The sequence below is a fragment of the Methyloceanibacter stevinii genome (assembly GCF_001723355.1).
In the GTDB taxonomy this organism is placed as follows: Bacteria; Pseudomonadota; Alphaproteobacteria; order Rhizobiales; family Methyloligellaceae; genus Methyloceanibacter; species Methyloceanibacter stevinii.
Window position 1 is genome coordinate 223,023 of record NZ_LPWE01000011.1, and the last position, 13,060, is coordinate 236,082.

General features: G+C 59.9%; 13 protein-coding genes and 2 pseudogenes. 5 read left to right on the forward strand and 10 right to left on the reverse strand.

Translation table 11 applies throughout. The features are described from left to right. The first annotated feature begins 131 nt into the window (after positions 1-131). Entirely contained in the window at positions 132-1,268 is a 1,137-nt protein-coding gene (locus AUC70_RS07760) for an EAL domain-containing protein (RefSeq protein ID WP_158007403.1), read from the forward strand. A 405-nt stretch (positions 1,269-1,673) separates the two neighbouring features. Beyond that, positions 1,674-1,985 (forward strand): DUF6925 family protein, encoded by a 312-nt coding sequence (locus AUC70_RS18835; protein WP_069444319.1) that lies wholly within the window; start codon positions 1,674-1,676, stop codon positions 1,983-1,985. Here the strand turns inward: AUC70_RS18835 and AUC70_RS16750 are convergent. Beyond that, complete coding sequence (locus tag AUC70_RS16750; RefSeq protein WP_141702020.1) at positions 1,866-2,873, reverse strand: DUF5681 domain-containing protein; 1,008 nt, start codon at positions 2,871-2,873, stop codon at positions 1,866-1,868. The two genes, AUC70_RS18835 and AUC70_RS16750, sit on opposite strands and share 120 nt — an antisense overlap. Beyond that, the gene (locus AUC70_RS07775; protein ID WP_193427314.1) at positions 2,870-4,219 is read right to left on the reverse strand and encodes a site-specific DNA-methyltransferase; all 1,350 of its coding nucleotides are present in this window, start codon (positions 4,217-4,219) and stop codon (positions 2,870-2,872) included. The genes AUC70_RS16750 and AUC70_RS07775 overlap by 4 nt, the downstream gene beginning before the upstream one ends. 750 nt (positions 4,220-4,969) lie before the next feature. On the opposite strand from AUC70_RS07775, the pseudogene eutB reads away from it, so the two are divergent. Together eutB and eutC are read left to right on the forward strand one after the other, a co-directional pair. Then, positions 4,970-5,806 (forward strand): annotated as a pseudogene (gene eutB, locus AUC70_RS07785) (ethanolamine ammonia-lyase subunit EutB); the annotation flags it as partial. A gap of 8 nt (positions 5,807-5,814) precedes the next feature. After that, entirely contained in the window at positions 5,815-6,645 is an 831-nt protein-coding gene (eutC, locus tag AUC70_RS07790; RefSeq protein ID WP_069444322.1) for an ethanolamine ammonia-lyase subunit EutC, read from the forward strand. Between the two features lie 30 nt (positions 6,646-6,675). Here eutC and AUC70_RS07795 read toward each other — a convergent pair whose 3' ends face one another. The 7 genes and pseudogenes from AUC70_RS07795 to AUC70_RS07820 form a co-directional block, all read right to left on the reverse strand. After that, the gene (locus AUC70_RS07795; protein ID WP_244505550.1) at positions 6,676-7,002 is read right to left on the reverse strand and encodes a hypothetical protein; all 327 of its coding nucleotides are present in this window, start codon (positions 7,000-7,002) and stop codon (positions 6,676-6,678) included. Next, positions 6,986-7,675, reverse strand: coding sequence for a hypothetical protein (locus AUC70_RS07800; RefSeq protein WP_069444323.1), 690 nt, complete (start codon positions 7,673-7,675; stop codon positions 6,986-6,988). The genes AUC70_RS07795 and AUC70_RS07800 overlap by 17 nt, the downstream gene beginning before the upstream one ends. 6 nt (positions 7,676-7,681) lie before the next feature. After that, a complete protein-coding gene (locus AUC70_RS07805; protein ID WP_069444324.1) occupies positions 7,682-8,113 on the reverse strand; it encodes a universal stress protein in 432 nt (143 codons plus the stop codon). Further along, positions 8,110-9,515, reverse strand: a pseudogene (locus tag AUC70_RS07810) (APC family permease). Before AUC70_RS07810 ends, AUC70_RS07805 begins: the two are co-directional and overlap by 4 nt. Before the next feature lie 26 nt (positions 9,516-9,541). Then, positions 9,542-9,712 carry a hypothetical protein gene (locus AUC70_RS17315; protein WP_162273589.1) on the reverse strand — a complete coding sequence of 57 codons (171 nt, stop codon included), beginning with the start codon at positions 9,710-9,712 and terminating at the stop codon, positions 9,542-9,544. A gap of 9 nt (positions 9,713-9,721) precedes the next feature. Continuing rightward, positions 9,722-10,108 carry a hypothetical protein gene (locus AUC70_RS07815; protein ID WP_069444325.1) on the reverse strand — a complete coding sequence of 129 codons (387 nt, stop codon included), beginning with the start codon at positions 10,106-10,108 and terminating at the stop codon, positions 9,722-9,724. Positions 10,109-10,121: 13 nt separating this feature from the next. Then, complete coding sequence (locus AUC70_RS07820; protein ID WP_069444326.1) at positions 10,122-10,439, reverse strand: hypothetical protein; 318 nt, start codon at positions 10,437-10,439, stop codon at positions 10,122-10,124. A gap of 259 nt (positions 10,440-10,698) precedes the next feature. Here AUC70_RS07820 and AUC70_RS07825 point away from each other — a divergent pair, with 259 nt between their 5' ends. Continuing rightward, entirely contained in the window at positions 10,699-11,376 is a 678-nt protein-coding gene (locus AUC70_RS07825) for a response regulator transcription factor (protein WP_069444327.1), read from the forward strand. Positions 11,377-11,383: 7 nt separating this feature from the next. Here the strand turns inward: AUC70_RS07825 and AUC70_RS07830 are convergent, their stop codons facing one another. Continuing rightward, positions 11,384-12,898 (reverse strand): hybrid sensor histidine kinase/response regulator, encoded by a 1,515-nt coding sequence (locus AUC70_RS07830; protein WP_069444328.1) that lies wholly within the window; start codon positions 12,896-12,898, stop codon positions 11,384-11,386. Positions 12,899-13,060: the final 162 nt, after the last annotated feature.

Sequence of the window (13,060 nt, forward strand, 5' to 3'; positions counted from 1 at the left end):
CTGATGAAACCGAAAATAGGTCAACGCCTCCAACAGTGGGGGACATGAATGACAGAGCCGCTTTTAACATTAGACCACGGGTGTGCATTGCTGAGTGGCAGCCGAATCTCCGAAAGTTCCTAAGAGAGGCTTTGAGTGGCTTCGGACTGAACATTCTCGAGTGCGTTAACACGCTGGAACTCCAAGCCGTCTTGGACAAAGACGCTCCGGATCTAATCGTGCTCGGACTGGCGGAAGACGGAGGGGCGTTTGGCGATGTGCTCGAGACGCTCGCCGCCAGGGGTTTTTCAGGCAAGGTTCTGCCTCTGGTTCGGCACGCTTCCACCGTTATTGACGAGGTACAGGCGATCGCGGAGGGACTCGGTTTGAGTCTCCTGCCACCACTTGTGATGCCTTTCAATGATGAGCGTCTGCGGAGCAGAATTGCTGCGCTCCTGCCCGAGGTTTCGGACGGTCCTACAATGGACATTCGGGAGGCTCTGCGCTTCGGTTGGCTTGAGTTGTGGTACCAGCCAAAAATAGATGTGCGTACTCTCGCAATGCATGGTGCTGAGGCGCTTCTCCGCATACGCCATCCTAAATGGGGGATCGTTCCTCCAGCCTATTTCATCGCAGATGACGGCGATCCCCGCTTGGAATTGGTTTCCAAGACAGTCATCAGTCGCGCGGTCGATGATTGGTACTTCTTCTTTCGCGAGCGCTATGCCATCGAACTCGCCATCAATCTTCCAGTTCCCTTCTTCCAGGCGCCGTGCTCACTGGACTATCTTTGCAGGAAACTGCCTGGCCATACGGCCTTCGAGGGAATTCTGGTCGAATCCAATGGCGTCGATATCCTACGCAACCTGGATTTCATCAGGGGCCTTGCCAAGCAGTTTCGTGCCCACAAGATCGGAATCTCGATCGACGATATCGGCGCAGAGTGGGGCTCATTTTGTGGCCTGCGGGAGTTCCCTTTCGTTGAGATCAAGGTCGATCGGAAGTTTGTCGATGGCTGCGCCAACGATGGTTTGAAGAGATCGATTTGCGCCGACATTGTAAAACTTGCCAACTGCTACGGTGCGCGCACGGTTGCCGAGGGTGTCGAAACGTGGGGCGATTTCCACGCCGTGAGGGAGATGGGATTCGACTTGATCCAGGGGTTTCTATTTGCCAAGCCCATGAGCGCGGAAAGCCTGATCCAAAGCCCTTGGATGGCCCCACAGACCAAACCGCTCGGATACCGCTCAATCAAAAGGAAAAGGGTCGCATGGACGCCGCGGCACTGACTTCGTAGTGCGATCAATCCCGCCCGTTTGTGTGCTACGGGACGGGTTGAAGAATCGCGGAAATCAAGTGCCAAATACTTATTGGCGACGTTGTTCGGTCCGTCTCCATACCCCCAAATTAAGTCCAGGCAGAGCAGTAGAAGGTTACATTCTGTCCGTCACGTGTACCAAGCGACGGCCAGATGTTGGAGCTTTTGACAAAAGCTGGCCAACGGCTCTCGCCTGATCAGATTGGGGTTGCCCCGACTGTGCTCTGAAGACCCACGGCTGAGTCGAGGCGCAGCAGGTGCTCCGGCGTATGGTGGGGCTACTCAGATTTCGCACGGCCAAGGCAGCCTTCCGCCTCCACCTGCACAACAAGCTGCGTGCCTTCGCGTCGGTGAGTTTCAAACCGTTGTGCTCGCTATGACCAAAGCGAGGGCAACGCTGTCGGTGGCGGGCGCGTTGACGGCGTCCGGTTTAGACGCCGAAGCCGTCAATTCTCAATGCAAGGACGATTTCTTTTTCGATTTGAGTCTTGGCCACAACGGTAATCGGTTGTGTATCCACCCGATTGAGGCCGAGTTGTTAGTGCCTCTGAACGCGCTTTGCGGTTCTTCATGGTGCGCCGTGCAGCCCCTCCAGGATGAGGTCGGCAAGATCGGCTTCAATATCTTCGGGCGCGGCGCTGCCGTCCAAGTAGCCGTTCCGGACTCTCCGCACCAGCTCAAGCAGTAACGCGACTAGCGTCTTACCGTACCGCAGTGGCGGGAATAGGCGCCCGCGTCGAGTGCTTAAGCCGATTGATTGCCATCCTCGATAGACGTCTTTGAGGAGTTGGCGCTTCGGAATGCACTCGAGCCGCATCATTCGCCCTACGAACGACGGGTCATCGAGTTTGAAACGATCAGGGAGGCCATCGTTGAGAATCTGCGCAAAGAGCAATGCCGTTCCTGGACCGTCGAGCGGATCATCACTATCAAGGTCGTTCCAAGAGCGCTGATCCAGCGCATCCTGCATCAGGAGAATGTCCCTAACCCGACATGTCTCTTCGACTTGGGTGAGACTCTCCTCATCGAACGGACCAACGAAGCGGACGCCAGTTTCTCGATCGATGTAGATGTCATCAGGATGCGGGAACAAGCGAGGCGCCTGTTGCCCAAGTCTCTCCGCAGCGGCCATCTCGGAGCGTGCCCCTGAGATATAGTGTTCACATCTTTCGACCTCAGCTTGGAGTCTCTGACGCTTCTCGTCTGTAGCGCGTTCGTGTCGGTTGATGATGTCTTTCTGGGCGAGCGCATTGCCTTTGCAGGCAGAGGCGACTTGCGACTGGATGACAGCCTCAATAGCAGGAGCCTCCCGAATGGTCTCTCCTTCCCGTACGGTCACGATCCGTTCGACCTGCTTGAGGAATATCGAACTGGTCGACGTAGATTCGGAGGTCTTGGGCACTTTCTTGGGACGCCCTTTTGGGTTGCCGGATCGGCCCTTTGGGAATCTGTGCTCTATCGGGGGGTTCTTGTATCCACAAGGGTTGAGGGCAGTCCTCTTGGCCTGATCGACGACCTCTTGAGAAAGCGACTTTGAAGTGCTTTGCGCTTGCGGCTTGGCAGCGTTTCCAGTCATTGGCTGGCCTCGCTCACATCGCTTGCGAGAGTGTTGGCCAGCGTCCTGTGTTCTCTTACCTCTTCGAACGTTAGTCGCATCGGGGCGTGCCTTGCTGGTTTCCCGGTGAAAGCCTCGAACCGTGTGACAATGGTATCGCAATAGGCCGGATCGTATTCGATGAGCCGGGCACACCGTCCGCAGGCTTCAGCAGCGATGAGAGTGCTCCCAGAGCCTCCGAAGACATCGAGGACCACTTCGCCACGCCGAGAGCAGTCGCGGATCGCATCAGCAACCAGAGCAACCGGTTTGACGGTTGGATGCATGGCGAGGTCATCCAGGCGACCTTTCGTCGGACTGCTGATACCCGCATAGTCCCAGACATTGGTTCGGTATCGTCCTGTGTCTCCCAAACCAAAGCTGTTCGTGTGCTCCGCCGTTCCGACTTTGAACACGAACACCAGCTCATGCTTGGAGCGGTAGAATGTCCCCATGCCACCGTTCGTCTTGTTCCAAACGCATAGGTTCTTCAGCTCCGAAAACGCCTCTCTTCCGGCATCGAGAACTTCGCGCATATGGCGCCAGTCCATGCAGACGAAAGCAATTGCTCCGTCCTTTGCGGCCGCGGCAGCATTGCCGAGTGTTGTACAGAGGAATGACGTGAACTCGGTTTCGGTCATTTCGCCGGATGCGAAGGCAAACTCGCGATGCCGGACGGACCCTAGGCCACAGACATGCCCGTCAATGGCGACGTTGTAGGGTGGGTCGGTGAAGATAAGATCCGCACGCTCCCCATCCATGAGGCGCGTGACGTCGTCCTTCGAACGCGCGTCACCGCACAAGAGGCGATGCCGCCCAAGAAGCCATAGATCGCCTGCTTGAGTGGTTGGTCGTGTTGGAGCTTCGGGTATCTCATCAAGAGCCGACCCTGATATTGCCGCCGATGCTTCGTGCGCTTGGTCCAATGAGAGGTCGATCTCAGCGAGCGAGAAGCCTGTCAGCGTGACATCGAATTCCATATCGACGAGAGCCTGAAGCTCAATTGCCAACGTCTCTTTGTCCCAGCCTGCGTTCAGCGCGAGCTTGTTGTCAGCGAGCACGTATGCTCGTCTCTCTGCCGGTGACAGATGGGATAGTCTCAACGTGGGAACGTCCTTGAGACCAAGTTCCTTGGCGGCGGCCACACGTCCATGGCCAGCAATGATCTGCCCGTCGTCGCCGATCAGAACCGGGTTGGTAAAGCCGAAGCGCTTGATGCTTTCGGCAATCTGGCGGACTTGTTTTCTTGAGTGTCGCCGTGCGTTGCCCGGATAGGGCGCGAGAGACGACACAGGTTTACGCTCAATCTGAACAGTTGGAACACTCACTTACGCAACTCCAAATACATGCACGAATCAGCACGGTTACCCCTAAAGTGAGTGACGATCGCAATTGTTGTGCAAGTTGTATTTGGCCACGTGGGGCTCTGAGCAGTTGAGAAAGGGAATGCCGGCTATCGTGTTGAATGCGATCTTTTTTAATGGCTCTCAAAGACCGAAAACTGCCCTTTTGAGGCTCGCGGAGGAGGGGCCTTCAAAAGCCTTCAAAGACCCTTCAAAAATGCCGGTTCACGATTTCGTGAGCTTGTACTTCTAGGCGACCGAAGCGACATGAGGATGAGCGTCTCGTGCCGTCTCGCGGTTCACCCTGCGGCTTGGGCAGTAGGGGACTGCGTGCCGGCAATGCTCGACCGCTTCTCATCATCCGCTGGCCGCATTGTTCAACTGTCGAGCCGCATGAGGAATGTTCGATAATCTCATAGCGGCAGTCGGCCTCCGCTTATGGGCAACGCGATCCCGGATAAGCGCAATTGACAACCGGATAACGGCAACGAGTTTCTGCGAAAGTCCCTGATAATAAGAGCAGTCCCTGAGCGGACGGCATCTGGCGACGACAGAAACAGCCGGAGATCCGGGCACTTGCGCGTGTTTGCCGAGCCAATGTGGGTGCGTCCGACAAAGGGAATAACAGGGAATTCGGGAGACACGTTCGCTGCTGACTACCAGCACAGCCACCTAGTCGCGGGCTCTTCGGCTCTCTCCAGACACTCACCAAACAGCGCCGAAGAAGCGCGGAATTGCGGCGACGCGGTCATCGGAATCAATCCGGCCACGGACAGCATCGCCGCAGTGACTACGCTGGTGGAGATGCTCGACGAAATCATCCGCCGGTATGACATCCCGACCCAGTCTTGCGTCCTGACGCATGTGACGACCAGCATCGAGGCCATCAACCGCGGCGCGCCGCTCGACCTCGTGTTCCAATCGATCGCCGGTACGGAGGCGGCCAACAAGAGCTTTGGCGTGGACCTGGCCGTGCTGCGGGAAGGGCGCGAGGCGGCGCTTGGCCTTCAGCGCGGAACGGTCGGCGACAACGTGATGTATTTCGAGACCGGGCAGGGAAGCGCGCTCTCGGCCAACGCGCACCATGGCGTCGACCAGCAGACCCTCGAGGCGCGCGCCTATGCGGTCGCGCGGAAGTTCAAGCCGCTGCTCGTGAACACGGTGGTCGGCTTCATCGGTCCCGAATACCTCTTCGACGGACGCCAGATCGTGCGGGCCGGACTGGAGGACCATTTCTGCGGCAAGTTGCTCGGCGTGCCGATGGGTTGCGACATCTGCTACACGAACCATGCCGAGGCGGACCAGAACGACATGGACGTGCTGCTGACGCTGCTGGGCGCCGCGGGCGTAAGCTTCATCATGGGCATCCCCGGCTCCGACGACATCATGCTCAACTATCAGACTACGTCGTTCCATGACGCGCTCTACGTGCGCAAGGTGCTCGGTTTGCGCCCGGCGCCCGAATTCGAAAGTTGGCTGAAAGAGACGGGCATCTTCGCGGCCGAGGACGATATTCGTCTGTCCACGACTCTGCCGAAGCCGTTCCAGCACGCCATCGAACATTTGCAGTGAGGTCTCCCGTGTCCAACGACAAGCGCCCGGCCGTCGTCAACGATCCCTGGAACAAGCTGCGTCAATACACGCCGGCGCGCATCGCGCTCGGGCACTCCGGTACCAGCCTTCCGACCAAGCCGCATCTGGAGTTCCAGCTTGCTCATGCGCGGGCGCGCGACGCGGTCCATCACGCGCTCGACATTCCGGCCTTGGAGGAGAGCCTTCGGACGCGAGGGCTTGCCTCGATCCTCTTGAGCAGCCGCGCCGACAGCAGGGCCACCTATCTGCAACGACCCGATATGGGGCGGCGCCTCGACGAGGCCTCGGTCATGGTGCTCGAGAACCTACCCCGGCCGGAGGAGCCCTATGACGTGGTGTTCGTGATCGGCGACGGCCTATCTGCGCTCGCGATCGAGGAGAACGCCGCGAAGTTCCTCGACGCCATGCTGCCCTCGCTCCCCAAGGAAGACTGGCACATCGCGCCACTCTGCATCGTGAAGGAGGCGCGGGTGGCGATCGGCGACGAGGTCGCGGAGCTTCTCGGCGCAAAGACAGTTGTCGTTCTGATCGGCGAAAGGCCGGGACTCAGCTCGCCCGACAGCATGGGCATCTATATGACGCTGAACCCGCGGACCGGCCTCACCGACGAGTCGCGAAACTGCATCTCCAACGTCCGGCCCGCCGGATTGAGCTATCCCCATGCGGCGCACAAGCTCAACTACCTGATGACCGAAGCGCGGCGCAGGGGGCTATCGGGGGTGATGCTGAAGGACGAGGCCGAAAGCTTGGCCCAGGTCAGCACGGGCCTCACGGGAACTTTCTCATCGAACGCTGAACGGCCGATCGCGCCCGTGTGAGATCTGCACTCGGACAAGTAATTCCGAACGTCAGGCCAAGGTTGATACGTCTTGCCGGGACCTGGCGAATTCCTCCTGGCGCAGCCGCGCCCATTTGTAGGCATCGGTGATGGAGAGCGCGTAGATAAACAGTCCGCCGGCAAATCGGCCCATGAGAGACTGATCGGGTGAGGTGAGCTGCACCGTGATATAGCCGAACAGAAGCATGAAAAACACGAACACCAGACCGCGGCTCGGCATGCCGGCCGCGACGTGGCCCGCACCGGGTAAAACGATGGCAAGAGCCAGGACGATATAGGGGTTTACGGGCCGGCGGTCAGAACCGACTCGCGCGAGAATTTCAGGCGGCGGCTTCACGAGGGATCTCCTTGGTTGCACCGGTCTCCAACGCATGCCGCACCGCGATGCAGCGCCGCACGAGATCGACAAAGCGCTCACGGTCGAACCGAACGACCTCGAAACGTGCTTGACGCAGTAGGAGGTAGTCCCCCCGCTGTGCCTCGTCGGCTTGCCAAACGATCCGCACGCCCTTCGGCGTGATCAGAAGCTCCTTCCCCTTGGCCTCATCGAGGATGTCCAAATGGGGCTGGATCGCCTCCGGTGGCGGAATCCTGTCAGGGTTGTCGGAACGGATCACGGCACGTTCCGGCCAATTCGCCGGCGTATCCAGCCGCTCGGACAACGTGTCGAAAGGCGAGAAGAACTCGGCCCCCGACGGCCGCATCATAATGTCGACGGCACTGCCCGTCGCGACAGGCGCCTGCAGTGTAACCCGCAGCCACAATGAGGGCAGCTTGCGCAGCGCCATGCCGTCGACGACCACATCCGCCCGAATGGGCTCGCCCTCATACGTGCCGGTGATCGTAGGATATCCGAACACATCGAGGGCGAGCTTTGGGTCGTCTAGTACGGTTCGGCAGTCGGTGAAGAACGCGGCCCTCCGTGCTCGGACCGTTTTCTGATCTTCGCGGTGGCGGTAGGCAAGATATGCCAGCCCCACCACCGCTGTTATGACTGCCAGGACCGTCATGGACGCCTACCGTACGATCGTCACGGGACAATGGGCCCGCGCTGTCACGGCATAGGCCGTCGAGCCCAAGATCATGCGGGACAGGCCCGTATGACCGTGAGATCCCATGACGATGAGATCAAAGCCATGCTGTTCGGCATAGGCCGCGATCGCTTCCGGGACGTTGCGGCTGCTTGCCGTCGCACATGACACGCCGTCCAATCCCGCCTCTTTGGCCTTCTTGGCGGCGCGCTCGAACTCGGCCCGCGTGATGGCATCGCTGGCTGCCAGCACTTGAGAGTCCCAGAAGGGCGAGTTAGCCATGTCCTCTTTGGAGACCAGCTCGACCGCAAGGATCGTGAGCGGGACCCCGAGTTCCTTGGCCAAATCAATCGCAAAATCGATTGCTTTGGCCGAGATGGCCGATCCGTCGGCAGCGCATAGGATGTTCTTGATCATGAGTGCCTCCTAGTATCCGCGCGCCGCGACCACGGCATGGTGAACTGATCGCCCCTCCGGACATACTTGTACCGATGGAAGACGAACCACAGCGACGCGACGATGTAGAAGCACATCATGGCCAGGAGCTGTGTCCCGTAGCCGAGGAACGTGGCGAAGTACGTGGTGATGCACAGCAACAGGAGCACGATCGCTGGCAGTGGATGGAACGGATGCACGTAGCCCCGGCGGATGGTGCCGAGCGGCCACTTCTTCCGGAACATCCACATATTGATCGGCATGAACGTATAGCCGAGCAGCCCCGACAGGATCGAGAAGGTGATGACCTGGTCGAGGAGCCCCGTGAAGGCAAAGCTCACCGCAATCGGGATCAAGAACAGGATCGCCCGGTACGGCGTACGGTAACGCGGATGCACCGCGCCGAACCAAAGCGGCATGTAACGATCGCGCCCCATGGAGAACCAGGAGCGAGAGGCATCGTTGATGCAGCCATTGGCCGAAGCGATGGCCGCGAAGAGCGTACCAATGAAGAGGAACACCTGAAGCGCAGGCACGCCGGTTACACGGGCAGCATCGTAAAGCGGGGTCGCAGCTTGGCCGAGAAACTCCCAGGGGAGAAGGCCCGTGGCCACGTACCACGTCATGGTCGCCGCGATGAGAAGCGTGATGATACCGCTCATCGTTCCATAAGGAAGCGAGCGTGCCGGTGACCGCACCTCTTCGGCGGCTTGGCACGTACCTTCGATCCCGAGGTAGTACCAGATACCGAACTGGAAGGCTGCGATCACGCCGATCCAGCCATACGGCAAATCGGTCAGCAGCTCACGATGTTGCAGCATCTCTCCAGGGTTCCAGGGCTGAACGCCAAGGAACAGAACGACGATGGAGATAAAGGCGGCCGCGGTGATGACGAAGTTGACCGTCAACGTCATCAGCACACCGCGGTAATTCAACCACGCGAGCGCCGCGATCGTCAGAACCACGAACGGTCGCGGATCCAGAGCATCATGGCCCATTTCACCGGCAACCGCGGTGAGCAGGTCGCCCACGACAAGTGCGTCGGCAGCCTCGAGCATGGTGTAGGCCATGACGAGGTACAGTCCGACATTGAAGGCCATGAGCGGCCCCATGATGTGCTTGGCTTGGGCGTATTGCCCGCCCGCGGCCGCGACCGTGGAGGTCACCTCCGAGTCGATCATCGCGACGCAGGTGTAGAGCAAGCCGATGACCCAGCAGGCGATGAGGGAGCCCATGGCGCCGCCCTTGCCCACCGAGAAGTTCCAACCCATGAACTCGCCCACAAGCACAATACCACGCCCAGGGCCCAAACGTGGGCAGGCCCAAGAACGCGTAAGAGTGAAATTCGCTGCCGGTCCTGACCGGCCGTATCAGTAGATGACATGACGCCGTCCCCCTTGATTCCAGACACTAGGTCAGTTCGTGCTTTTCGCTTTCGCCCTCGAGCTCACCCTCGCGAGAGGACGTCAACAGCTCCTCGCTGAAGTCTCGATTGACTTGGAGTGCGTCGAAAAGCATCCACAAAAGGAGCAATCCGGAGATGCCCCAGGCGGCGTATTCAAGGATGTTCCACAAATCCATCGACCCCTCCTATTTCTTGTCGCCGAAACGCTCGGCTATGACTTCGCGATATTCCTTGTCCGAGAAGCGGACCAGGAACACGAAGTATCCGAGGATCACCACTGCGGTGATCAGGAGCGCCCAGGGGTTGATCGTGTAGTCGAAACGCGTGGTGATCATCTCGGTGGCCGTCTCCGGCGTGAATCCGAGCTTCTCCCACTGCGTCGCCATCGTTGGGTTTTGACCCAGCGCTTCCCAGGTCGGTTCCTCGACGGTCTTGGTGACGGTGCCTCCGCCGGTCAGGCCCAAAACGAGCGGCGCAAACAGCACCGCGTAGACCAGCACCAGTAGAAAGATGGAGTCGAAGATTTGTCCGGCCTTGCCTTGCTCGGGCGGCCGATACGCTTTTCTGCTCATTGTCGTATCCCCCTTAAGCCCGTTGCGCGGCCGTGCGCGATTGCTCGGCGCGGGCTTCGCGTGCCGCGTCGAGATGTTTGATGTCGAGGCCGTAGATGAAGTCCTTGTCCTCCTTGTAGTGGCGAATCATCGCCCCAATGGAGGCCGTGTTGAACACGAGGACGGCTCCAGCAGCGCAGCTTAGGACCAGACGAATTGCCGGATCCGGCACGGCCTGCCAAACCATGTAGAGCACGAACAGAACGGTGCACCAGAGCACGGCCACGAAGGTCCATGCTCCCATCCGATCCATTGCGTACATCGCTTCTATACGCTCAGTTAGGCTTCTCATTTCATTCCTCCCATTGCCCCTAGGCGGCATTTCGCCTCAGTCCTGCTTTTCCGCAGGGGAAATTTTTTTTACTGAACGATCAGCTTCATGCGATACTCAGGCACTGTCGACGGCGCAAGGGAGGGACACCTCCCCCTAAAGAGGGAGGCGCTGCCCCAAGAAGAGGGTTGGTGTGTCTCCGACGTACGAGGGAACCTTGAAAAGCAGTGTTACGACGCCCAATGGTCAAGCTTTGTTGCGCACCGGGAACGAGAGACCCATGCACCTTCTCATCGCCGATGATCACAGGCTGTTTCGCTCCGGCTTCAAACTGCTCGTAGGGCAGTTGTTTCCGGTCGCCGAGCTATTCGATGCCGGGGATGCGAATGAGGCTTGGGACGTCCTCAACACCGACGAAGAGTTCGACTTGGTCTTTCTCGACCTGGCGATGCCGGGCATGAACGGGACCGCAGGCGTACGGCGCTTCGTCGAACGGCGCCCCGCCGTTCCCGTCGTCATTCTGTCCGCCCATACCGCGCCCGAGGAAATCGCGGAATGCATGGGGCTCGGCGTGCGCGGCTATATCCCAAAATCGTCGAGCGAAAGCGTGTTGCGCAACGCGGTCGATTTGGTGCTCGCGGGTGAGATTTACGTACCGCGTCACGCGATCGATCAGATTCTCTCCGAGGGTGGCAGCGGCACGGCCGGAGATTTGGAGAACCTCCCGGAAGACAACCCGCTCCGTCAGCTCACGCCCCGCCAGCGCAGCACTCTTGCGTTGATGATCGAGGGCCTGTCGAACAAGGAAATCGCCCGCAGCCTCGGCCTGCTCGAGAGCACCGTGAAAGCGCATGTGAAGGTGATCTTGCGCAAGCTCTCGGCTCACAACCGGACGCAAGCGGCTCTGATTGCCGCGGATCTCGGCTGGCCGCGCCGCATTCCGACCCGGCCCTCGTGAGCTTGCCTCACGCGGCGGAGGATACTTTGCCGAGCAATTGATTGATCGTCCGCACCAAGCTTGCGCCATCCACCGGCTTATGGATCAGCCGGCAGCCGCTGGCCTCGGCCTCGGCGATACGTTCGGGATCGGTATCGCCGGTCACAAGAATACCCGGAATGGTGCGGTTGACCTTGAAGCGCACCGCCGCGATCGCGTCCGAACCTCTGGCGCCGGCCTGCAAACGGTAATCGGCGATCGCCAGCTCTGGCGGGACTTGCGAAGCCGCGACCCGATTGACGAGGCCGTCGATCGTATTGGATGCAATGACCTGTCCTCCGCATGCGCGAAGCAGCGTCTCCAAGGCGTTCAATTGATGGGGCTCGTCATCGATGACGGCGATGGTGCATCCGGTCAAATCCAGCTGCCCGTCTTCGCGTATCACCTCGAAGGCCTCATTCCCTTGCGCGATGGGGAGTGTGATGGAAAACACGGAGCCCTTTCCGGGTTCCGACCGCAACGCAATCGGCGCGCCCATGAGAGCGGCCTTGCGGCGTACGATGGCAAGGCCGAGGCCCGCCCCGCGCCGCCGGTCCCGCGCCGGATTGTCGAGCTGATAGAACTCCTCGAAGATCTTGTCCTGATATTCCGGCGCAATGCCGATGCCGCTGTCCCATACCTCCACAATGGCAGCGTCACCGCGCACCTTGCACCCGACCAGAACCCGGCCCCGCTCGGTGTACCGCAACGCGTTGGCCAGCAGATTCTGCAGGATACGGGCTAGAATTGCATGGTCCGCCCGCACGAAAATGCTTCTCGGAACGAAGCGGAGGTCCAACCTCCGGTCTTGCGCCTCGCGCTGAAAGCTTTTCTCGAGCATCTCGAAAAGGTCGGCGATGGCGACGTCCGAAAATTCGGGAACGACCACGCCGGCGTCCAGACGCGAAATATCGACGAGGTCTTCGAGCAATTCGTTCCCAGCGTCGAGACAGGTGCGGATGTCCGCTAGGATTTCCTGGCTCGTCTCGTCCGCTTCCCGGCGGGCCAAGGCCGAGACATACATGCTGACCGCCTGAAGGGGCTGGCGCAGGTCGTGGCTCGCGGCGGCGAGAAAGCGGCTCTTCGCCCGGTCCGCCTTCTCGGCATCGACTTTCGCGAGGCGGAGCGCGTCCTCCGCGCTCTTGCGCCACGATATATCGCGAATGCTGGTCCGCACTCCGAGCCGTTCCCCATCGGGCCCGATCATGGGCTGCCAGGACACGGCCGCCCACCCCACCTGACCGTCCCGGCGCTGGATGCGAAACTCGACGTCATTGCCGCTCGTCCCTTCGAGGGCGGACTTGAGGAGGGCCCGCACGGCATCGCGGTCCTCGGGGTGCACGATCTCCAAGGGATAGTCCGGCATCGTCAGGCACGCGTCGACGGAGAACCCGGTCATGCGCTCGACGGCCGGATTGACCCAGCGGACTTGGCCGTCGGGCAGAAACCAACTTTCCCAGTCGTATGTGTAGTTGGCGACAATCTCAAAGAGATCGGTGCTCAAATGTACCTCCCTGACGCTCCCGCTACCCCGACCGGGGGAGGTCTCCCCCGTCCGGGTTCCGGTAACTCCACTTGCGCCAATTGCCGTCTGCAGGATCAGCCCGCACTGTATTTTGCGTAACCACCCTAATTGGGACTTTAGCGCTGTCAGGGGCATACAGCT

Bases quoted from the DNA above. Each gene is read 5' to 3' on its own strand.
- AUC70_RS18835 (WP_069444319.1), top strand. From the start codon at position 1,674: ATGACCAAAGCGAGGGCAACGCTGTCGGTGGCGGGCGCGTTGACGGCG.
- AUC70_RS16750 (WP_141702020.1), bottom strand. From the start codon at position 2,873: ATGACTGGAAACGCTGCCAAGCCGCAAGCGCAAAGCACTTCAAAGTCG.
- AUC70_RS07800 (WP_069444323.1), bottom strand. From the start codon at position 7,675: ATGACGGTCCTGGCAGTCATAACAGCGGTGGTGGGGCTGGCATATCTT.
- AUC70_RS07805 (WP_069444324.1), bottom strand. From the start codon at position 8,113: ATGATCAAGAACATCCTATGCGCTGCCGACGGATCGGCCATCTCGGCC.
- AUC70_RS17315 (WP_162273589.1), bottom strand. From the start codon at position 9,712: ATGGATTTGTGGAACATCCTTGAATACGCCGCCTGGGGCATCTCCGGA.
- AUC70_RS07815 (WP_069444325.1), bottom strand. From the start codon at position 10,108: ATGAGCAGAAAAGCGTATCGGCCGCCCGAGCAAGGCAAGGCCGGACAA.
- AUC70_RS07820 (WP_069444326.1), bottom strand. From the start codon at position 10,439: ATGAGAAGCCTAACTGAGCGTATAGAAGCGATGTACGCAATGGATCGG.
- AUC70_RS07825 (WP_069444327.1), top strand. From the start codon at position 10,699: ATGCACCTTCTCATCGCCGATGATCACAGGCTGTTTCGCTCCGGCTTC.